The sequence below is a fragment of the Nocardia jiangxiensis NBRC 101359 genome (genome assembly GCF_000308615.1).
Lineage (GTDB): Bacteria > Actinomycetota > Actinomycetes > Mycobacteriales > Mycobacteriaceae > Nocardia > Nocardia jiangxiensis.
The window spans coordinates 109,772-129,028 of record NZ_BAGB01000167.1 but is presented as its reverse complement, the minus strand read 5'-3'; the positions used below and the strand labels follow the sequence as shown (position 1 = coordinate 129,028).

Genomic DNA, 19,257 nt, shown 5'->3' with positions numbered 1-19,257 from the left:
ATTCTCAAACGAATTCGACTACTGCCTCGGTGAACGCGTCGTTGTCGTCGCCTGCCGCGGTATGACCCGCACCGCTCAACTCCACGAACCGTGCGCTCGGCACCACCGCCAGGAACTCCTCGACGGCCGCGGCGCTGACCACGTCGGACATCGCGCCGCGGATGACCAGTATCGGCACTCCCAGCCCGGCTGCGGCCGACTCGAGTTCGCGCACTCGCGCCTGCACGTCCTGGTCCGGCTTGCGGAGAAACTGCGGGTCCCAATGCCATCGCCAACGTCCGTCCGGGCGCTGTCTCAGGTTGCGGCGCAAGCCTTCCGGACTACGCGGACGGGTTCGATGCGGCAGGTACGCCGCAACCGCGTCCGCTGCCTCCTCCAGGCTGGCGAAGCCGTCCGGATTGCCCTCCATGAAGGTCCTGATCCGGCTTCCGCCCCTGCGTTCGATCCGCGGCACCACATCGACCAGCACGAGCTTGCGGACTCGGTCGGCGCCCAGGTCACCGGCGACCTGCAGACCGGTCAGTCCGCCGAGGCTCGCTCCGACGAGCGTGACCGGTTCCCCGATCTCGTCGATGACCGCGCGCACGTCCTGAGCGAGAATGTCCCACCCGTATTCAGCGGCCGATTGCGCCCACGCGCTGTCCCCATGGCCGCGAGTATCGATCGCGATGACGCGAAACCCCTTGGCCGCCAGGTGAATACCCGTCCTCTTCCACGAGTGCCGGGTCTGCCCGGTTCCGTGCAGCAGCAGCACCACCGGGTCACCGTCCTTCCCCCAGCAATCCCCCGCCAGCCGCAGATCACCGGCCCCGCGGAATTCCACGGGGCGGCCCCGCTCAGCGGTAGCGATACTCATTGCGCTCCTTGTCCGAAGGTGTCAGGAGACCACGACCGGATCCGAGATCAACGCTGCGTTGCGACGCAGGACGGTCTCGGCCTCGGCCGCGATCCGGGTGACCAACTCGGCGGCGGTCGGGATGTCGTGGATCAGTCCCTGCACCATTCCGACGGTCCAGATGCCGGCCTCGGGATCACCGTTCTCGTAGACCTTACGGCCGCGAGTGCCCGCGACCAGCTCCTGCACGTCCTTGAATCGTCCACCCTTACCGAGGATCTCGACGACTTCCGCACTCACCGAGTTCTTCGCCGCGCGCATGGTGTTGCGCAGCTGCCGGAAGATCAGCTGAGTATCGAGCTCGCTCGCCTCGACGATCTGTTCCTTGACCCGCTGGTGAATCGGGCTCTCCACGGTGCACATGAAGCGAGTGCCCATATTGATGCCGTCCGCTCCGAGCGCGAGCGCGGCAGCCAGGCCCCGGCCATCGGCGAAACCGCCGGAGGCGAGGATCGGGACGGTCAGTTCGTCCGCCGCCGCCGGAATCAGCACCAGCCCCGGGACGTCGTCCTCGCCGGGATGTCCGGCGCACTCGAAGCCATCGATGCTCAGCGCGTCGACGCCGAGGCTCTGCGCCTTGAGTGCGTGCCGGACGCTGGTGCACTTATGGATCACCTTGATGCCGTGCTGCTTGAAATGCTCGACGTGCACCTGCGGATTCGACCCCGCGGTCTCGACGATCCGTATCCCGGACTCGATGATCGCCTGCCGGTACTCCTCGTACGGCGGCGGATTGATCGACAACGTGAGGGTGAGGTTGACGCCGAACGGCTTGTCGGTCATCTCCCGGGCGCGCGCGATCTCTTTGGCCAGATCCTCCGGCGTGGGCTGAGTGAGTCCGGTGATGATGCCCAGGCCGCCGGCCTCGGAGACCGCGGCCGCGAGCTCGGCGCGACCGACCCACATCATGCCGCCCTGGACGATCGGATGCTCGACGCCGAACTCTTCGGTGAATCGCGTCTTCAACATGGAGGACTCCTAGACGTGTGCGGTGGTGGCGTGTGAGTCGGGCCGATAGAAGACGGCCTCGCGCTTCTCCGAAAAGGCCGCCCGGGCCTCCTGGGCATCGGCGCCGCGCATGTTGTTGGCCTGAGCGTGGTTCTCCCGCTGCAGTGCGGCCTCGATGCTGCCACCGTCCGCGGCGGCGTCGAGCAGCTGTTTGGTCAGTGAGAGCGCCTGGGCGGGCGCGTGCACCAATCGCCGGGCCATGGACTCGACCGTGCTGTCGAGTTCCTCGGCGGGCACGATTCGGGTCACCAGACCGAGCTCGGAAGCCTCTGCGGCCGAGAGGATTTCACCGAAGAAGGCGAGTTCTTTGGCCTTCTGCAGACCGACCAGGCGGGGCAGCAGCCAGCTGCCCCCGAAGTCGAGCGAGAGCGCGCGGCGGATGAAGATCTGGGAGAACCTGGCCCGGTCGGTGGCGACGACGAGGTCGCAGCCGAGCGCGAGATTCCAGCCGGCGCCGACCGCGACGCCGTCCACCTTGGCGATGGTGGGGATGGTCAGCGCGGACAACGCCTCGGCGGCGTGACTGGCGCGCTTCATATAGTCCAGTGCGTCATCGGAGATTCCGTCCAGGTCGGCTCCGGAACAGAAGTCTCCGCCGGCACCCGTCAGCACCATCACCCGATCGCCTGGTCTGCGTTCTATCTCGGTGAAGGTTTCGGCGAGCTCACGCCACATCGCCGGGCTGCCGGCATTCTTCTTCTCCGGCCGTGACATCACAACCGTCACCACCCCGTCGTGGCGTTCGACTTTCAACGTCTGCACCGTGCCTACCTCTCCGCCGACCTGCTGGCAGCGCCGCCAGAACCTTACCTAGATAACATAGTTCACTATGTGACGGGCACGCAAGATCGAGGTGAGCACGTCGACGAGATCACTTTCACCGAACCGAAATCATCGGCGATAATCAGCGATTTCGACGCTCAACCGACGTTTTCGATCGCAGCCGCCGAGTCGGCCGGACGCTCGAAATCCGCAGCCGCACACTGACGTTCTCCGAATCTCAATGCGCACCTGGTGTACTTAGATTGCTTATTGACACATCTTATCTTCGCACCTACCTTTACCTCACCCAGGGTTTGTGATCCACATCACCCGACGAGCAGTGCTGCTCAGCCTGAGAGAAGGAACCATGACCGATAAGCGTGACAATCGGCGATCCATCAAGCCCCGAGTCGGCAGGCTGGCCCTGATCGCACTCGTGCCCGCGATCGCACTCGCCACCGCCTGTAGCAGCGGCGACAACTCCTCCGGCACCTCGGCCGAGGCTCCCAGCAGCGCCTTCCCCGACAAACCGGCGACCGGCAGCCCGATCAAGATCGGACTGATCAATCCCGAAGGCGGGCCCGCGGTGTCGCAACCGTCGAACCGTGAGGCAGCCGCGGCGGTCGTGCAGTACGCGAACGCGAACCTGGGCGGTATCGCCGGACATCGCGTCGAACTCGTCACCTGTGCGGCGAAAGAAGACCCCGCGTCCAACCGCGACTGTGCCAACCAGATGGTCGAGGCGAAGGTCTCCGCTGTCGTCGTCACCACCACCGCCTACGGCGACGCGATGGTCCCGGTCATCACCGGAGCAGGCATTCCCTACCTCACCCCGGCCGGGGCGAGCGCCGCGGAGATGACCACTCCCGGCGCATTCGCTCTCACCGGAGGATTCCCCGGCTCCCTGAAATCGATGGCGGTCTACGCCGCTGGCAAGGGGTACAAGAAGGTCACCGCTTTCGTCACCGATTCCGGCACCGCGCCCGCCACCACGAAGACCATGGGCGGGGCCGCCTTCAGCGCCGCGGGCATCGACCTGCAGGTCGTACCCATTCCGCTGGGCACACCGGATGCCACCCCGCAGGTGAACTCCGGGATCTCCGGCAATGTCGGCGCCATCGCGGTAGTGGGCGACGCGACGATGTGTACCTCGGTGGTCAAGGCACTGGGCGCCCTGGGCGCCACGCAGGACAAGATGCTGATCCAGCCGTGCCTGGATCCCGCCACCGTCGAGGCTGTCGGCGACGCAATGAACGGCGCCCACGTCTTCACCACCGCGGACCTGGTCTCCAATGATCCCGAGGCGGTGCTCTACCGCAGCGTGATGAAGATGTACGCACCCCACACCGATCTCAGCGGCTACACCTACATCGGCTACCAGGGCATGCTCGGTCTGGTGCGCGCCGCCCAGGGGGTGACCGGCGATCCGAACGCCGCGGCGATCTCCACCGCCATCAAATCCGCCCAGAACGTGCCGTTGCCCGCCGGACACGGCATCACCTTCACCTGCAACGGCAGCACGATCGCGCAACTGCCCTCGATCTGCAGCACGCAGTTGGTGACGGTCACGGTCGACGACGGCAAGCCCACCGACCCGCAGATCACCAAGTAAGTCCCTGGCCTCAGCGAAATGTGTGGTATTCGAGGAGCTTTCCGTGACTGATCATGTGGTGTTCCTGGCACTGGGACTGGGCAACGGCGCCGTGTACGCGGCGTTGGGCCTGGCACTGGTGATGACGTTCCGCAGTTCGGGCGTCGTGAACTTCAGCACCGGCGCAGTAGCTCTGTACGTGGCATACACGTACGGGTTCCTGCGCAAGGGCGAACTGCTCAACCCGATTCCCGGGATGGCGAGGACGGTTCATCTCGGCGGGCGCCTCGACTTGTGGCCCGCGATAGCGATATCACTCGTCATCGCCGCCGTGCTCGGAATCCTGATCTACGCCATCGTCTTTCGACCGTTGCGCACCGCGCCTCCGGTCGCGAAGGCGGTGGCCTCGATCGGGGTGATGCTGTTCGTGCAGGCCCTGCTGGCGGTGCGGGTCGGCACCACCCCGGTGTCGGTGAAGGCGATTCTGCCGTCGGGGGCGCTGTCGATCGGCACCGCCCGCATCCCCGCGGACCGGCTGTGGTTCGCCGCGGTGATCCTGGTACTCGCGGTGATTCTCGCCATGTCGTTCCGCTGGACGCGATTCGGCCTGGCCACCCGCGCCGCGGCGGAGACGGAGAAGGGAGCCCTGGTCACCGGTCTGTCCCCCGAACGCATCGCCTTCGGCAACTGGGCGCTGAGCACGATGGTGGCCGGGTTGAGCGGGATCCTGATCGCACCGATCGTGCCGCTCATCCCGGTCTCCTACACCCTGTTCATCGTGCCCGCGCTCGCGGCGGCGCTGGTCGGCAACTTCACCGCGCTGGGCCTGACGGTGGTCGCCGGTCTCTGCATCGGCATGGTGCAGTCGGAGACGACACACCTGCAGAGCACCATCGACTGGTTCCCGAAATCCGGTATGGCCGAACTGGTTCCGCTGCTGCTGATCCTCGTCTTCCTGGTGGTCCGGGGTCGGCCGCTACCGTCGCGCGGCGCCATCATCGTCCAGACGCTGGGCCGGGCGCCGCGACCGAAAGGACTGCTCTTCCCCACCGTTGCCTCGGTCGCGGTGGCCCTGGTAGCACTGCTCACAACCTCGGGTAGCTACCGCGCGGCGGTCATCACCACCCTGATCCTGGCGGTGGTCGCGCTGTCGCAGGTCGTGGTCACCGGGTTCGCGGGACAGATCTCGCTGGCACAGCTGACGCTCGCGGGGATCGGCGCGTTCACCCTCAGTCGGCTGACCAACGACCTGGGTATCCCGTTCCCGATCGCCCCCGTCCTGGCGGCACTCGCGGCAACGGTGATCGGTGTGGTCGTGGGACTGCCCGCACTGCGGATCCGGGGACTGCCCGTCGCCGTCGTCACGCTTGCGCTGGCGGTGTTTCTCGACGCGTTCTGGTTCCGCAACAGCAATCTCAACGGCGGGCTGAACGGCGCACACATCAAGAATCCGAGCCTGTTCGGCATTGATCTCGGTATCGGTGCGGGACAGGCATATCCGCGGATCGCATTCGGAATCGTATGCCTGGTGGTGCTGGTCCTGGTCGCGGTGGGCGTCGCCAAGCTGCGGACCAGCCGTCTCGGCGCGTCGATGCTCGCGGTGCGGGCCAACGAGCGCTCTGCGGCGGCATCTGGAATCGATGTATCCCGCACCAAGATCAAGGCGTTCGCCATCAGCGCCTTCATCGCGGGGCTCGGCGGGGCGCTGATGGGGTATCAGCAGACGGTGGCGACCGCGGAATCGTTCTCGGTCCTCACTGGCATCGGGCTGTTCGCGATGGTCTACATCGCGGGCATCACGTGTGTTTCGGGCGGCATTCTCGCCGGGGTCATCGGCGCGGGCGGAATCGTTTTCATCGTGATGGACCGCGTCCTGCACCTCGGCGACTACTACTCGATCATCTCCGGCATCCTGCTGGTACTGACGGTCATCCAGTACCCCGAGGGGCTGGTCGGCCACCTGCATCAGCATTCGGCACGAATCCGCCGGTGGCTCAGCCGAATTCGTCCGACCGCACCTCCGCACCACGAGTCGGCGCCCACCCTCGCCGCACCACCGCCACTGCGGGAGGTCTCGGAGGAGGTCCTGTTGTCCGCCACAGGCATAGGCGTGCGATACGGCGGAGTGGTGGCACTCGACGACGTCACCTTCGACGTCCGGGCGGGCGAGATCGTCGGGCTGATCGGACCCAACGGCGCCGGTAAGACCACCTGTATCGATGCCCTCAGCGGCTTCGCTTCCTCCTCGGGCGCGGTAACGCTCGGCGAGCGGCGCATCGACGGGATCGAACCGCACAAACGAAGCAAGCTCGGCCTCGGCCGGACCTTCCAGGGCATCGAGTTGTACGACGATCTGACGGTGCGTGAGAACGTCGCTGTCGGCACCGTCGCGGCGGCGAAACGCCCCGGCGAGAGATCCACACCACCGGATATCGACGCCCTGTTCGGGGTGCTCCATCTCGACGCGGTCGCCGATCGTTCGGTCAGCGAGCTGTCACAGGGGCAGCGCCAGCTGGTCTCGGTGGCGCGCGCCCTGGCCGGACGCCCCCGCATCGTCCTGCTCGACGAACCGGCCGCGGGCCTCGACAGCACCGAAAGTCAGTGGCTCGGTGCACGTTTGAAGGCCGTGCGGGACGCGGGAGTGACGGTGGTGATGGTCGACCACGACATGGAGCTGGTACTCGAGGTCTGCGACCGGATCGTGGTACTCGACCTCGGCCGCGTCATCGCCCAGGGCACACCCGAGCAAATCCAGTCCGATCCCGATGTGGTGCGCGCCTACCTCGGCACCACCCACTCCCCCACGGAGGTGTCCCCGTGACCACGGTCCTCGGATGTACCGAAGTCGACGCCGGCTATGCCAAGGGCCGGCCGTGTGTGCGCGGCTTCGACCTCTCGCTCGCCGAAGGCGAAGTGCTCTGTCTGCTGGGCCCCAACGGCGCCGGGAAGACCACTCTGCTGATGACCCTCGCCGGACTCCTACCGGGCCTCGGGGGCACCGTCACCATCGCCGGGACCTCCGTCAAACCAGGACAGGCACGGGCGGCGTCGCGGGCCGGGCTGGTTCTGGTGCCGGACGATCGCTCACTGTTCACCGGACTCACCGTCGAACAGAACCTCGAGCTCGCGCGCAAACGCTCGGGTCCGGCCGTCACCGACATCGTCGACTACTTCCCCCGGCTCGGCGAACGACTGGGGGTCACCGCGGGCATGCTCTCGGGTGGTGAACAGCAGATGCTCGCGATCGGCCGGGCGCTGATGCAGAAGCCCAAGGTACTGCTGATCGACGAGCTGAGCATGGGGCTCGCCCCCGTGATCGTCGAATCACTGCTCCCGGTGATCCGCCGGGTCGCCGACGACAACGGCACCGCGGTCATCCTCGTCGAGCAGCATGTCCGGCTGGCCCTCGAAACCGCCGACACGGCAATCGTTCTCGCCCACGGACGCGATGTACTACGCGGCAGCGCGACCGAACTGGCGGCCGACCCGGAGCAGATCGAACGGGCTTACCTGGGCACGGCGGAGGCCCCGGCGAGCGCCTGACCCGCCACCCGCGGTTCCTCGATGTCACACCGGTTCACGAAACATGATCCGGTGTGGCACAGGTGAACTCGGTCACTGTGCGTGCTGTCCGGGCCGCAGCTCGACGAATTGCTGCGCACTCTCGGCAACCACCGCCACCTTCTCACCCGACAGCGGGCTGGCATCGTAGGGGTCACCGTTGTCCTTGTGCGACATGAATTCTCCCTTTCGACCCGCAACCGTCAGCTGCGAGCGACCGGGCTCGGTGACCGCCTCCGGCCCGCTCGAGGCCGCGGCCCCTCAGGCATGGAGCGGGAGTACGGGTCAGGGGGCCCGACCGGTCGAGGATCAGTGCGGCCGGATCGCTCTCGCGCCGCAATATCGGCAGCGCCGGATCGACGGTCAGGACAGGTATCGGTACCGCGCACAGACGAGAAATCCGTCCCTGCCGATTCGGCAGGAACGGACTCTGTTCGACGCCTTTGCTCGACTCGAGCCGGCGCACAATACCTTTCGATGACTACCGCAGCCTCTCGATGGCTACCGCGCCTTCCACACCGGGGCACGCTTCTCGGCGAAGGCCAGCGGGCCCTCCTTGGCATCCTCACTGTTCATCAGAACCTGCCACTCGTCCTCCGAGTGAGCCCACCGGTCATTCTCGGCGGGACGGTCGCCCGCCTGGATACCGAGCGCGATCCGCTTGCTGGCCTGCACCGACAGCGGGGCGTTGACCGCGATCCGTTCGGCCAGCGCGAGCGCGGCCTCGACCACGGTGCCATCCGGAACGATCTGGTTGATCAGGCCGTACTCGTGAGCCGTCGCCGCCGAGATCGGGTCGCCGGTCAGGATCATCTCCATGGCCAGGCGCTGCGGTATCTGCGCCGGCAGCCGGAAGACCCCGCCTGCACCCGCGATCAGGCCACGCTTGACCTCGGGCAGTCCGAAGCTGGCGCTCTGCGCCGCCACGATCAGATCGGCGGAAAGGGCGAGTTCGGTGCCGCCGCCGAGTGCGGTGCCGTTGACCGCGGCGATGGTCGGCTTGCTGATGACGTGCCGAACGAAGCCGGCGAAGCCCCAGTCCTCGTTACCGGGTGCGAACAGTCCCTCGCCGCGCGAGATCGCCTTGAGATCCGCTCCCGCGCAGAAGGATTTGTCGCCCGCGCCGGTAATCACGACCACCCGGATCTCCGGGTCGTTCTCGGCCTCCACCAGTGCCGCGCCGACGGCCGTGCTGACCGCCGCGTTGACCGCGTTGCGGGCCTCGGGGCGATTGATGGTGATCAGCAGGACGTTGCCCTTGCGCTCGACCAGTGCCCCGGCCTGGGTTGCCGCCGTCATCACTTCACCAGCTCGAGGATCGTGGCGTTGGCTTGCCCACCGCCCTCGCACATGGTCTGCAGACCGTAGCGAATGTCGTTGCGGCGCATGTGGAATACCAGGTCGGTCAGGATGCGGGCGCCGGAGCCACCGAGCGGGTGGCCCAGGGCGATGGCGCCGCCGTTGGGGTTCAGCTTCTCATCGGGCGCGCCGATCTCCTTCTGCCAGGCCATCGGCACCGGCGCGAAGGCCTCGTTGACCTCGAACACACCGATGTCATCGATCGTCAGACCAGAGCGCTGCAGCGCCTTCTCGGTCGCGGGGATCGGGGCGCCGAGCATCATGACCGGGTCCGCGCCCGCCACGACCGCAGTGTGTACCCGGGCGATCGGCGTCAGCCCGTGCTTGCTCGCGAATTCGTCGCTGACGATCAGCAGTGCCGCCGCGCCGTCGGAGATCTGGGACGAGTTACCCGCGTGAATGACGCCGTCCTCCTTGAAGACGGTCTTCAGCCCGGCCAGCTTCTCCACGGTGGTGCCGCGGCGAATGCCCTCGTCCTTCGAGACCACGGTGCCGTCGGGCAGGGTGACCGGCACGATCTGCGCGTCGAACAGGCCGGCGTCCTGCGCGGCCGCGGCGCGTTCGTGCGAACGGGCCGAGAACGCGTCCACCTCGGCTCGCGACAGGGCCCACTTCTCGGCCATGATCTCCGCGCCGATGCCCTGATTGGGCGAGGCGTGATAACGCTCGGTGAACTTGGGGCTGAGCGGGCTGCCGCCACCGGCCACCGCCGCACCCATCGGCACCCGCGACATCGACTCGACCCCACCGGCGACCACGGCCTCGTAGTGACCGGCAAGAACGCTGGCCACGGCGAAGTTCAGCGACTGCTGCGACGAGCCGCACTGGCGGTCGACGGTCACACCCGGCACCGACTCCGGCCAGCCCGCGGCGAGCACCGCATTGCGAGCGATGTCGTGGGTCTGTTCACCGACCTGCCCCACGCAGCCCCAGATGACGTCCTCGATCAGCTCGGGTGCGATACCCGCCCGCTTGACCAGTTCCTGCAGCACGACCGCCGACAGGTCGACGGGGTGAATTCCGGACAGCCCGCCGTTGCGCTTGCCGACCGGAGTCCGCACCGCCTCGACAATTACAGCACCCATGGGGTTTTCCTTTCTACAGTCCGAGCGAGCGCCCGATGATTTCCTTCATGATCTGAGTCGAGCCGCCATAGATCGTCTGGATCCGAGCGTCGGCGTAGGCCTTGGCGATCGGATACTCCATCATGAATCCGTAGCCGCCGTGCAGCTGCTGGCAGGTGTAGATCAGGCGCTGCTGCAGTTCGGTGGTCCACCATTTCGCCTTGGCGGCATCGGTGCCGTCGAGGGTGCCCGCGTTCAACGCGGTGATGCACCGGTCGACGTACACCTGGGCGAGATCGACCTCCGTCTCGAGTGTCGCCAGCTCGAACTTGTTCGCCTGGAAGGACCCGATCGCTGTCCCGAATGCCTTGCGGGACTTCACATATTCGAGCGTCATATCCAACAGTGTCCGGCACGAGGCGACGGCCGTGACCGCGATGGACAGCCGTTCCATCGGCAAGTTGCGCATCAGGTGCAGGAATCCCTTGCCGACCTCACCGATCACATTCGCCGACGGGACCCGCACCTGATCGAAGGTGAGTTCCGCGGTGTCCTGGGAGTGCATGCCCAGTTTCTCGAGGTTGCGGCCGCGGGTGAACCCCGGCATCCCACGCTCGACACCCAGCAGGGTGAACGCTGCGCTGGCCTTCGCATCGGGGTCGGTACGGGCGACCACGATCACCAGGTCGGCATGGATACCGGAGGAGATGAAGGTCTTCGATCCGGTCAGCACCCAGTCGTCGCCGTCCCTGTGCGCCGAGGTCCGAATCCCCTGCAGGTCACTGCCCGCGCCCGGTTCGGTCATCGCCACCGCCACCACCAGCTCACCACTGGCGAACGCCGGGAGCCACCGCGCCTTCTGCTCGTCGTTGGTGAGCTCGAGCATGTAGGGGGCGAGTACGTCGTTCTGCAGGGTGAAGGCCGGACCGCCCGAGGACGCCCGGGCCAGTTCCTCGGCGACAATCGCGTTGTAGCGGAAATCGCCCGCCACCCCGCCGCCGCCGAACTCCTCCGGAACCGAGAAGCCGATCACTCCGAACTTGGCGGCATCGACATACAAGTACTTGTCGATGATGCCGTCGGACTCCCACTGCTGCTGATGGGGAGTCGCGTAGCGGGCCAGGAATTCACGGACCGTCTCGCGGTACTGGTCGTGTTCGGCTTCGAAGATTTCTCGCTGCATCTGTGGCTACCTTCCCGATGCGACCGCTGGCACCGACGCGGATTCGTCTATCGCCCCGACCATTTCGAGCAGGCGACGCCGATCCACCTTCAGCGACACACTTCTCGGCAGCTCGGGCACCGTGTAGATCCGCACCGGGATCTCGTAGGCGGTGAGCTGGCCGCGGCAGAATGCCTTCAGCTCGGCCTCGGGGACCTCCGTGGCGCCCTCGCGTAGCTCCACGACCGCGACGGGCACCTTTCCGAGTCGCTCGTCGTCGCGGCCGTACACCGTGGCGTCCAGGATCGCGTCGTGCGCGCGCAGCGCCTCGGCGACGGTTTCGGGCTGAATCTTGAACCCGCCCCGGATGATCGCATCATCCGCGCGACCGTCGATATAGACGAATCCGTCCTCGTCGAGGTGGCCGAGATCCGAGGTGCGAACCCATTCGTGTTTGCCGGTGCCGGTCTGACTGGAGCTGACCTCGAGCCGCCCGGACTCACCGAGCGGCAGGACCGTGCCGTCCTCGGCGACCGCCCGGAGCTTCACTCCCGGCATTTCCCGCCCGACGCTGCCACGCTTCTTCGTCCACCACTGTGCATGCATCGGTTTCGTCCACCCGGCGATCGCGCCGGAGAACTCGGTGGCCCCGTACATGATCAGTACCGGGATGCCGTACTTGGCGGTGAATTCGTCGGCGAGGTCCGGGTTGACGAATGTCGTTCCCGCGGTGATCGCACGCAGACTGGCCAGGTCTTCGGCCGGGACGTCGGCGCTGATCACCGCACGCATTCCGGCCGGCGGCAGACCGGCGACCTTCGGTTGATGCTCTTTGACCGCCGCGCACCAGCCCTCGACGGTGAAGCGCGGGAGCATCACGAACGGCCTGGCCTCCGCGAGGTTCTGCAACACGCCCCACAGGCCGCCGATATGCACGATCGGGAGCGTGACCAGCGCGACACGGCCGGTGAGGAGCTTGCGGTCGGGCGGGCCGGCCGCGCCGGTATGGCCGTGCACGGCGGTCAGCGCGGCCTCGAGCTGACGCCAGGTGAGCGGAATCCGCTTGGGCGGGCCGGTGGTACCCGAGGTGAACATCTCCACGCCCACCGGATCGGCGATCTCGCCGTCGCGCTCCGGCGGGGTGGCCGCGGTCGCCTCGGTGGTGGCGGCGACCTGCTGGCCGTCGACGGCGAATCCGATCATGCCGCCTTTCTCGGCCGCGGACCGGAACAACGGTTCGCTCCACAGGGATTCGGATGCCAGAACAGCACGGGGGTACGCATTGGCCATATCGGCGGTGAGCCGCGCAGCCGGCTGCATCGGGTTGAGGGTGATGACTGTGCGCCCCTTGCCCAGGATGGCGATGAGCGCGGCGATCGACTCCATCCGATTGTCGAGCACCACGCCGACTCTGCTGCCCTCGTTGCACTCGGCCTCGGCCAGTGCGGTGTCCAGGGTCTCCGCAAGTGCCCGGACCTCCCCCCAGGTGAACCAGGTGTCACCCTGCTGAATCATGGGCGCGTCGTCGTCGGCCTCCCACAGCCGCGCCAACGCGCCTCTGATGCTCGTCATTGTTTTCCTCCCACTCTTGCGGTAGCGGGCCACCGAGTCGGGGCGCCGCACTCCGGCTCCCGGCCGTATCGATCGCCGTGATCACGCAGTCCGGAATCCCGGCTGTCGTATGCTCTATTCAGAAGATAGCTGACATGGTTAACTAGGTCAACATTCAAAGGAGGAACGTCGTGGATTTCGCATTGAGTGCCGAGCAGGAAGACCTGGCCGCCAGTGAGCGCGCATGGCTGGCCAAACACGACCCGATCGCGGCGCGACGGCCGACCATCGACGACGGTCCGGCGCGAGTGCCCGACATCGCCACGCAACACGTCGTGGAGTCGGGGCTGATCGGCTTGCTCACCGCCGACATGGGTGGCACCCATGTCGATCTCGCGGTCCTGGTCGAAGAACACGGCCGAGCTGCCAGCGCCGTACCACTCGCCGAGCTGGCCCTGGCCACGGCCGAACTCGCCAAGCTCGACCACCCGCTGGCCGCGCTGGCCGAGGCGAACGCGAACGGCACCGAGTCGATTCCGCTGGTCCTCGCCTCGGTCGACGGCTCCCCCCTCACCGCCGAGATCGTCGGCGAGCAGTTGCGCATCAGCGGCTCCACCACACCTGCCACAGCACTGCTCGACGGCACCGGATTCCTGCTCGCCACAACATCTTCCGACCGCACCGAAATTCTCGTCCACGTCGCGGCCGGGAGCGAAGGCGCCGGTGTGCGCACCCTGGAAACACTCGACCTCACCAGGTCCTGGTCGATCCTCGACCTCGATCTGGCGGTGCCCGCCGAGCACTGGACGAGTGTCCCGACGGGGACCGTCGCGTATCTCGCGGATGCCCTGGCCCTCTACCGGAAGATGGACGCGCTCGGCGCTGCCGAGCGCCTGGTGGAACAGACGGTCGAGTATGCGGGTCAGCGCACCCAGTTCGGTCAGCCGATCGGCTCGTTCCAGGCCGTCAAACACCACTGCGCCGATATGGCACTGCGGACCGAGGCGTCCCGGGCGTCGTTGTGGGCCGCCGCGGTCGCACTCGACGGAAGCGACGCCGCCGCCCGCAGCACCGCGGTCTCCGCGGCGGCGGCCTATGCGGGCGAAGCCACCAGCACCGTGGCCTCGATCGCCCTGCAGGTGCACGGCGGGATCGGGTTCACCTGGGAGCACGACCTGCATCTGCTGACCCGCCGGATCAAGGTGGACGAGTTGCTCAACGGTTCGGTGAGCTGGCACCGCCGACGGCTCGTAGGCGCCTGAGCGACAACGCATTCCGCCATGCGGCAGGTTCGAGTTCCGGCTCGCCGGCGAGCCGGTGCCGGTTCACGCCCGCCGCACGCCCAGCCCGAATTTCGCGGGATCCAGGCACTCGAGGTACTCGACCGCGGTATCTATCGCCTCGTTCAGTTCGGCACGAGTGCGGCATTTGAGCACCACGCGGGCGGACTCCGCGCGCATCGCCAGCAGAAAGTCACGGAGCAGCTTCTCCCGGCGCGAGGACCCCAGGCCGAGTAGTGCGATGTCGTGGTCGCCACCCCGGCGCGCCTGACCCCGGCGGATCGCGTCGAAACCCGGTGGCGTATCGCCCATGGCCGCCACCCGGGCCCGGGACTGGTTCTCCCACAACAGTTCCAGATATGCCCGGGTGCTCACCCCGTACAACTGCATCGGGTTGTCGACACCATCCGCGCGCGCGGACTCCACGGCCTCCCGCACCCGCCCGTCGATCTGCTCGACCAGATCGCTCCAGATCGCCAGGAAGACCTCGGCCTTACCGCCGAAGTGGTGATAGATGCTGCCGACACTGACTCCGGATTTGTCGACGATATCGGCCATGGTCGCCGCGGTGAATCCACGTTCGCCGAAGATCTCCGCGGCGGCATCGAGTACCCGGTCCTTGGTTTCCGGCGAACTCGTCCAGCCGCGGGTGCGGCCCTTGGTATCCGTCATCGATCCTCCGTCGCCCGAGATCCGCGCCTTGACTTCTCCCACCCTCCGTGGTGATAATCACCTTACATTCTAAAATACCATTCTAGAAACTGATTCTGGCCAGACGGAGCGGTTCCCGACGACCGGGATCGTTGTGGCCGACCCGGGGACGCATCCGTCCCACATCAGCCGCGCATTTCCTCTCACCGTCACGGTGGAGAGATCAGGAGGCATCACATGACAATCAAGCTGTGGGCGAACTCGGCGGACTCGCACTTCCTCGAGCCCGAGGATCTGTGGCGCAGCCGGCTGCCCAAGCGGCTGGCCGAACTCGTCCCCCGGTCGGAGAAGGACCCCGACGGCAAGTGGGAGACGGTGTTCGTCGACGGGCAGGCCTTCCGGCGCCGGCTGCCCACGATCTCCCAGGAGGAGTTCTTCGCCGCAAGTCACCGCGCGCCCGGCTCCGCCGATGTGACCAAGCGCCTGCCGGACCTCGATGAAGAGGGCATCTGGTCGGAGCTGGTGTTCCCGTCGCTGGGCATGTGGGCGTCGTCGTTCCGCACTCCCGAGGTGCTGCGGGAGGCGACCCGGGCGTCCAACGACTGGGCCAAAGAGGTCATCATGGACTACTCGCCACGCCTGCTCCCCACCGCTCAGGTCTCGACCCTGTCCATCGAGGACGCGTGCGCCGAGCTGAAGCGTTGCGGCGAACTGGGTTTCAAGGCCGTCTTCCTGACCGTCGCCCCGCACCCGCAGCAGAAGGACTACAACCACGACGCGTGGGAGCCGTTCTGGGCGCTCGCCGAGGACATCGGCATGGTCATCTCGTTCCACATCGGCACCGAGCCGATCGATATGGCCAGCGGCGGCGCGGCCGGTGTCATGTACCGGGGACCCGGCGGCGCGGTGCTGAACTACACCGAGACCACGTTCGGCGGCCAGCGTGCGGTGATGAAACTGGTCGCCTCCGGAGCGCTGGACCGGCACCCGAACCTGAAAGTCCTTGTCTCCGAAGGCGGTGCGACCTGGGTGCCGTTCATCGCCGATCGGATGGAGGAGGGCTACCGCCAGCATTCCCAGGTGGTGCGCCCGAAGCTGAACCGCTCGCCGAAGGAGATCATCTACTCCCAGGTGTACGCGTCGTTCCAGCACGACGAATCGGCCGTGCACGCGATGACCGCCATGGGCTTCAACAACGTGATGTGGGGCAGCGACTACCCGCACATGGAGGGCACCTACGGCCACACTCAGAAGACCCTCCACCATCTGTTCGACAATGTCGATCAGGCCACCCGCGACCGGATCACCTTCGGCGCATTCCGGGAACTGTTCCCCGACGCCCCGCTGCCGCCTGCCCCGGGCACCCTCAACCCGGCCGCAGCGACGGCCTGACGGCGGCCGTCCCCGACAGAATCGAGAACACCCCATGGAAGACAGCGTTCTCTACGACCTGCCGACCGAGTTCTTCGCCGACATGGCCGCCGCCTCGGGCTACTGCGATGCCCAGTCCATCCTGCCCGTCGACGGAAAGTATCTGTGCCACTGCACCTGTGGCCGCTGGGACGTCGAAGCCCCCACCCGCGACGAGGGCCTGACCCTCGCCCGCGCCCACACCTCGGAAACCCAGTAGCACAACCGAATACGACGCATCCGCATCGGCCCCCGGACCGGTGCGGATGCTTCATTTCACGAACCGGAGAATCATGAAGGTCGACCTCCCCCTGTCCTCCCCCACCGGCGCCCTCGCCGATGTCGCGGCCATGGCCCGGAACGCCGAGTCGAGCGGATTCGACGGCGTCTCCTACAGCGAGGTCGTCTCGGATCCATTGCTGCACTTGACGATTGCCGCCGGGGTCACCGAGCGCGTCGACCTGCTGACCAATATCGTCGTGGCCTTCGCGCGATCTCCGATGACGCTCGCCGTACAGGGACGCGCACTACAGGACTACAGCGGCGGACGACTCACCCTGGGCCTGGGCAGCCAGATCAAACCCCATATCGAGCGCCGCTTCTCGATGCCGTGGAGTTCCCCGGCCGCACGGATGGCCGAATTCGTCTCGGCCATGCGCGCCATCTGGTCAGCCTGGGCCACCGGCGAGAAAATGAACTTCCAGGGCGAGTTCTATTCGCACACCCTGATGACACCGATGTTCACGCCGGCGACCGAACAAACCGACCCGAAGATTCTGCTCGCGGGCGTCGGCGCGAAAATGACCGAGACCGCGGGCGCGGTCGCGGACGGCCTACTGCTGCACGCCTCTACGACGGACAGATATCTGCGTGAGATCACCCTGCCGGCCCTGGCAACCGGCCGGGCGGCACCCGATGCTCCGGCCGCCGCACCCGAGATCGTGGCATCGACGTTCGCAGCCCTGGGACACACCGAGGAGGCACTGTCCACATCGATGACCGCGGTTCGCCGACAGATCGCCTTCTACGGTTCGACGCCGGCCTACCGCCCGGTGCTGGAGGTCCATGGTCTCGGCGAACTCGGCGAGGAGCTGACCCGACTGTCGAAGAGCGACCGCGCGGATAAATGGTCCGAGATGGGAACGCTGATCGACGACGACATCCTCGACCTGTTCGCGGTCGTCGGCACACCCGAGGGGGCGGCAAAAGCACTACTCGACCGAGTCGGCGACGTCGTCACGCGGTACGAGATCAACAACATCGGCATCCCGACGCCCGGCCTGCAACTGGAGTTCGCTGCCGCATTGCGGTCCAGCCAAATCTGATCCACCGATCTTTGCGGCATCCTTCGGGGCCACGCCCGAAGGATGATGTTCCGCCCGATCGCCATGTTCCATGGCTGTCGGCACCAGCCATTGTCTCGGAAATCGTTCGAGACAATGGCTCTAGGTGACGTTCGTGACCGAACGGGTCAGTTCATCGATGAACTGGTGCACGTTGCCCTGAGGCCACATATCGCGCACCGACATGTCGAGCATCAATCGGCCGTGTACGGCCGACCAGAGAGACATCGCGCCTTCCCAGGGCGTCTGCGTCATTCGCATGCCCTCCTCGGCCAGCCAGGTCACCGCCATGTGCCATCGCTGGGCCACATCGGTGGCGTTGGGGCCGCCATCGGCCAGATCCGCCGGGGGGACGTTGAAGATCAACCGGAATCCGACGGGATTCTCCTGTGCGAACCGGCAGTAGCCGTGGGCGACCGCCGCGAACCGCGCAGCGGGCCTCAGCTCGGCCGCGTCCTGCGCCGCACGGTCCATTTGCTCCAGCAGTTTCTCGAACAGGGAATGGATGGCCGCGCGCCCCAACGTCTCCTTGTCGGGGAAGTGGCGGTAGATGGCCGGAGCGGTGATGTTCGCTTCCTTGGCCACCTCACGCAGAGACAGCGGGATGGGGCTCATTCGCTCCTCGTCGGCGATCAGCCGCAGCATCGCGTCGAGGATCTCCGTGCGCAGCTTCGCGCCCGTCCCACGGGCGTTGCGCACCCTGCCGACAGCGGCAGCTTCGGGCGAACCGGGTGAATCGACGAATGAAGCCATTGTCCCAGGTTCGCACAGCGCAGTTGTGACGTACAGAACAAGCACGCGTGTGGTCCAGCACTTGCCGGGTAAGTAAACGAGTGTAAATTTATATCTGTAAATACGTGGTGCCCGAGTCATCCGAACCCACCAGGAGAACCCATGCGGATCACCATCGAAGAAGACAAGTGCTGCGGTGCCGGACAATGCGTACTGGCCGCCCCGGAACTCTTCGACCAGCGCGACGAGGACGGTGTTGTCGTCCTGCTCGACGCCGACCCCGGCCCGGGCGAGCATGAGAACGCCCGCAACGCCGCGAATCTGTGCCCCGGTGCGGCCATCGCGGTCCACGAATGACCACGACACCAGACGAGGTTCTCATCGTCGGCGCGTGGACCACCGGACTGGCCACCGTCGAGGGTCTTCGCCAATCCGGCTATCAAGGCCGAATCACATTGGTCGGCGCCGAACCCCATCTGCCCTACGATCGGCCGCCCTTGTCGAAACAGCTGCTGTCGGGCAGCTGGGACCGCGGCCGGCTCGCTCTGCGGGGTGCCGAGATCTACGACAACCTCGGGATCGAGCTGCGACTCGGTAGCCGGCCGTCTCCGTCCCCTACGTCTGGTCCGACCAGTACGACCTCGAAATTCAGATCCACGGGTTCAGCCGGGACACCGAGCGGATGCGTGTCGTCGACGGCACCATTGCGGACCGCAAGTTCACCGCCCTGTGCGCACGCGAGGGTCGGGTGACCGCTGCGATCGGCGTCAACACGGTCCGCCCGCTGCGGGGCCTTCGATCTCTGGTCAGCGACCGCACCGAATGGGCGACCGCAGCGACCGCGCACATCACAGCCCCCTGACCACCATCCCATCCCTAGGAGCAGCC

19 protein-coding genes and 2 pseudogenes are annotated in these 19,257 nt (G+C 66.6%); 11 read left to right on the top strand and 10 right to left on the bottom strand.

The annotated features are described in order from the left end of the window. Positions 1-4 precede the first annotated feature (4 nt). The 3 genes from ON40_RS41495 to ON40_RS41485 are packed head-to-tail and all read right to left on the bottom strand — an operon-like array spanning position 5 to position 2,665. A complete protein-coding gene (locus tag ON40_RS41495) occupies positions 5-856 on the bottom strand; it encodes an alpha/beta fold hydrolase (protein ID WP_040831104.1) in 852 nt (283 codons plus the stop codon). Positions 857-877: 21 nt separating this feature from the next. Next, positions 878-1,864: an NAD(P)H-dependent flavin oxidoreductase gene (locus tag ON40_RS41490; protein WP_040831102.1), complete on the bottom strand. Its 987-nt coding sequence runs from the start codon at positions 1,862-1,864 to the stop codon at positions 878-880. Between the two features lie 9 nt (positions 1,865-1,873). After that, positions 1,874-2,665, bottom strand: coding sequence for an enoyl-CoA hydratase/isomerase family protein (locus ON40_RS41485; protein ID WP_245568219.1), 792 nt, complete (start codon positions 2,663-2,665; stop codon positions 1,874-1,876). Between ON40_RS41485 and ON40_RS53600 the strand changes: the two genes are divergently transcribed. The 4 genes from ON40_RS53600 to ON40_RS41470 all read left to right on the top strand — a co-directional run bounded on the left by ON40_RS53600 (position 2,639) and on the right by ON40_RS41470 (position 7,799). Continuing rightward, positions 2,639-2,890, top strand: a complete 252-nt coding sequence (locus tag ON40_RS53600) for a hypothetical protein (RefSeq protein ID WP_169541998.1) — start codon at positions 2,639-2,641, stop codon at positions 2,888-2,890. The genes ON40_RS41485 and ON40_RS53600 overlap by 27 nt on opposite strands. Before the next feature lie 142 nt (positions 2,891-3,032). Continuing rightward, a complete protein-coding gene (locus ON40_RS41480; protein ID WP_051194409.1) occupies positions 3,033-4,277 on the top strand; it encodes an ABC transporter substrate-binding protein in 1,245 nt (414 codons plus the stop codon). A 43-nt stretch (positions 4,278-4,320) separates the two neighbouring features. Next, positions 4,321-7,077, top strand: a complete 2,757-nt coding sequence (locus tag ON40_RS41475) for a branched-chain amino acid ABC transporter permease/ATP-binding protein (protein WP_040831101.1) — start codon at positions 4,321-4,323, stop codon at positions 7,075-7,077. Next, positions 7,074-7,799: an ABC transporter ATP-binding protein gene (locus ON40_RS41470; RefSeq protein WP_040831100.1), complete on the top strand. Its 726-nt coding sequence runs from the start codon at positions 7,074-7,076 to the stop codon at positions 7,797-7,799. The genes ON40_RS41475 and ON40_RS41470 overlap by 4 nt, the downstream gene beginning before the upstream one ends. 72 nt (positions 7,800-7,871) lie before the next feature. Here the strand turns inward: ON40_RS41470 and ON40_RS55645 are convergent, their stop codons facing one another. The 5 genes from ON40_RS55645 to ON40_RS41445 form a co-directional block, all read right to left on the bottom strand. Beyond that, entirely contained in the window at positions 7,872-7,994 is a 123-nt protein-coding gene (locus ON40_RS55645; protein ID WP_281033113.1) for a hypothetical protein, read from the bottom strand. 324 nt (positions 7,995-8,318) lie between these two features. Further along, complete coding sequence (locus ON40_RS41460; RefSeq protein WP_040831096.1) at positions 8,319-9,116, bottom strand: crotonase/enoyl-CoA hydratase family protein; 798 nt, start codon at positions 9,114-9,116, stop codon at positions 8,319-8,321. Then, positions 9,116-10,261 carry a thiolase family protein gene (locus tag ON40_RS41455; RefSeq protein WP_040831095.1) on the bottom strand — a complete coding sequence of 382 codons (1,146 nt, stop codon included), beginning with the start codon at positions 10,259-10,261 and terminating at the stop codon, positions 9,116-9,118. The genes ON40_RS41460 and ON40_RS41455 overlap by 1 nt, the downstream gene beginning before the upstream one ends. A 13-nt stretch (positions 10,262-10,274) precedes the next feature. Next, on the bottom strand, positions 10,275-11,423 hold the full coding sequence (locus tag ON40_RS41450) for an acyl-CoA dehydrogenase family protein (protein WP_040831093.1): 1,149 nt from the start codon (positions 11,421-11,423) through the stop codon (positions 10,275-10,277). A gap of 6 nt (positions 11,424-11,429) precedes the next feature. Continuing rightward, complete coding sequence (locus tag ON40_RS41445) at positions 11,430-12,974, bottom strand: class I adenylate-forming enzyme family protein (RefSeq protein ID WP_040831092.1); 1,545 nt, start codon at positions 12,972-12,974, stop codon at positions 11,430-11,432. 170 nt (positions 12,975-13,144) lie between these two features. Between ON40_RS41445 and ON40_RS41440 the strand changes: the two genes are divergently transcribed. Further along, positions 13,145-14,215: an acyl-CoA dehydrogenase family protein gene (locus tag ON40_RS41440; protein WP_040831091.1), complete on the top strand. Its 1,071-nt coding sequence runs from the start codon at positions 13,145-13,147 to the stop codon at positions 14,213-14,215. 63 nt (positions 14,216-14,278) lie between these two features. Here ON40_RS41440 and ON40_RS41435 read toward each other — a convergent pair whose 3' ends face one another. Continuing rightward, positions 14,279-14,905: a TetR/AcrR family transcriptional regulator gene (locus tag ON40_RS41435; protein WP_063713208.1), complete on the bottom strand. Its 627-nt coding sequence runs from the start codon at positions 14,903-14,905 to the stop codon at positions 14,279-14,281. Positions 14,906-15,121: 216 nt separating this feature from the next. Between ON40_RS41435 and ON40_RS41430 the strand changes: the two genes are divergently transcribed. The 3 genes from ON40_RS41430 (at position 15,122) to ON40_RS41420 (ending at position 17,619) form a co-directional block, all read left to right on the top strand. After that, positions 15,122-16,276 (top strand): amidohydrolase family protein, encoded by a 1,155-nt coding sequence (locus ON40_RS41430; protein WP_040831090.1) that lies wholly within the window; start codon positions 15,122-15,124, stop codon positions 16,274-16,276. Between the two features lie 34 nt (positions 16,277-16,310). Further along, the gene (locus ON40_RS41425; RefSeq protein WP_040831088.1) at positions 16,311-16,514 is read left to right on the top strand and encodes a hypothetical protein; all 204 of its coding nucleotides are present in this window, start codon (positions 16,311-16,313) and stop codon (positions 16,512-16,514) included. A gap of 73 nt (positions 16,515-16,587) precedes the next feature. Next, complete coding sequence (locus ON40_RS41420; RefSeq protein ID WP_040831157.1) at positions 16,588-17,619, top strand: TIGR03617 family F420-dependent LLM class oxidoreductase; 1,032 nt, start codon at positions 16,588-16,590, stop codon at positions 17,617-17,619. 120 nt (positions 17,620-17,739) lie between these two features. Here the strand turns inward: ON40_RS41420 and ON40_RS41415 are convergent, their stop codons facing one another. Continuing rightward, the gene (locus ON40_RS41415; RefSeq protein ID WP_040831086.1) at positions 17,740-18,390 is read right to left on the bottom strand and encodes a TetR/AcrR family transcriptional regulator; all 651 of its coding nucleotides are present in this window, start codon (positions 18,388-18,390) and stop codon (positions 17,740-17,742) included. Between the two features lie 141 nt (positions 18,391-18,531). On the opposite strand from ON40_RS41415, the gene ON40_RS41410 reads away from it, so the two are divergent. From ON40_RS41410 to ON40_RS51445, 3 genes and pseudogenes are all read left to right on the top strand, one after another. Then, entirely contained in the window at positions 18,532-18,726 is a 195-nt protein-coding gene (locus ON40_RS41410; protein WP_040831085.1) for a ferredoxin, read from the top strand. Continuing rightward, positions 18,723-18,917, top strand: a pseudogene (locus ON40_RS56410) (FAD-dependent oxidoreductase); the annotation flags it as partial. The gene ON40_RS41410 and the pseudogene ON40_RS56410, both read left to right, overlap by 4 nt. Before the next feature lie 80 nt (positions 18,918-18,997). After that, positions 18,998-19,231 (top strand): annotated as a pseudogene (locus ON40_RS51445) (oxidoreductase C-terminal domain-containing protein); the annotation flags it as partial. Between the last annotated feature and the right edge of the window lie 26 nt (positions 19,232-19,257).